The organism is Thauera phenylacetica B4P, assembly GCF_000310225.1.
Taxonomy (GTDB): Bacteria; Pseudomonadota; Gammaproteobacteria; order Burkholderiales; family Rhodocyclaceae; genus Thauera; species Thauera phenylacetica.
The window spans coordinates 1-1199 of sequence record NZ_AMXF01000474.1 but is presented as its reverse complement, the minus strand read 5'-3'; the positions used below and the strand labels follow the sequence as shown (position 1 = coordinate 1199).

Annotated in this window: 1 protein-coding gene; it reads right to left on the bottom strand. The window is 73.3% G+C overall.

All coding sequences use genetic code 11. The features are described 5' to 3' along the window. Window positions 1-583: 583 nt before the first annotated feature. Window positions 584-1199: translesion DNA synthesis-associated protein ImuA (gene imuA / locus C667_RS23125; protein WP_004389335.1), on the bottom strand; the 616-nt coding region annotated here is incomplete at its 5' end.

The following is a 1199-nucleotide window of genomic DNA, read 5'->3' as shown; positions in this document are numbered from 1 at the left end:
CCGCGCTCGCCGCCGCGCTGGCAGCCAGCACCCGGCCTCGCGGCGACAGGATCGCCAGCGGCGGGGCCTCGCGCACGCCGCGGGTGAATACCTGCAGCGGCAAGGCCGGCAACAGGATGGCCAGCCACAACATGGATTCGCTCCGGTTGAATGTTGGTGAATGAAGCGACCGCGGTGCGTGATCGACGGCCGCCATTTGCGCCTGCCGGCGCTCCGACAGGGGGTGGTCGCAGCGATGAGGCCGGTTTTCTGTAGGAGCGCCGGCAGGCGCGAACGCGCGGCGGCCCATGCGCCGGCGCTCTTTTCGTCGCCGAATTCGCGCCTGCCGGCGCTCCTGCCTAAACAAGCACGGCTCCGGTTCTCGTGTAGGAGTGGCGGAAGCCGCGAACGGCGGCGTGCCTGGCCCCGCCGAGGTTGATCGTCAGCCCGAAGGCCGCCATTTGCGCCTGCCGGCGCTCCTACAGGGGGTGGTCGCAGCGATGAGGCCGGTTTTCTGTAGGAGCGCCGGCAGGCGCGAACGGGCGGCGGCCCATGCGCCGGCGCTCTTTTCGTCGCCGCCATTCGCGCCTGCCGGCGCTCCTACCTAAACCGCCACGGCTCCGGTTCTCGTGTAGGAGCGCGGAAGCCGCGAATCGCTGCTGACTCCAGGTGAGAGGGCGAGCACGAGCGCAGCGGTGGAGAGCGGTCCGCGGCGCTTGAGGATGCGTAGCTGCAGGCCCTCGGGGTGGGGGGCGAGCGCAATCCGCAACACGGCGGGCGAGGGCTGCGCGGCGACGCTGGCAGGGCGGAAGAGGAAGAGCGGGGTGGCGCTTTCCTCGGCGGCGAGCTGCAGGCGGCGCAGTCCGGCGTTGTCGATGCGCTGCGGCCACGCCAGCACGCAGGCGCAGCTGCCCGACAACAGGGCCTGGCGTGCGGCCCACAGCAGGTCTTCGCGGCGTTCGGGGCGCACCACGAGCAGGCGCGCCAGCGGCACGCCGGCGCTCGCCAGCGCGGGGGCGTAGGGCAGTAGCGGCGGGGCGATGCAGACGATCCAGCGTGCGGGCGGGGTGGCGCCGAGCAAGGGCAGCAGCAGGCTCAGCTCGCCGACGCCGGGGCGATCGGCGAGGAGTTCGACGAGCGCTCCGGCCGGCCAGCCGCCGCCGGGCAGCTCGGCGTCGAGCGTGGCGAAGCCGGTCGGCAGCGCCGCCGCGCCAGCGTGC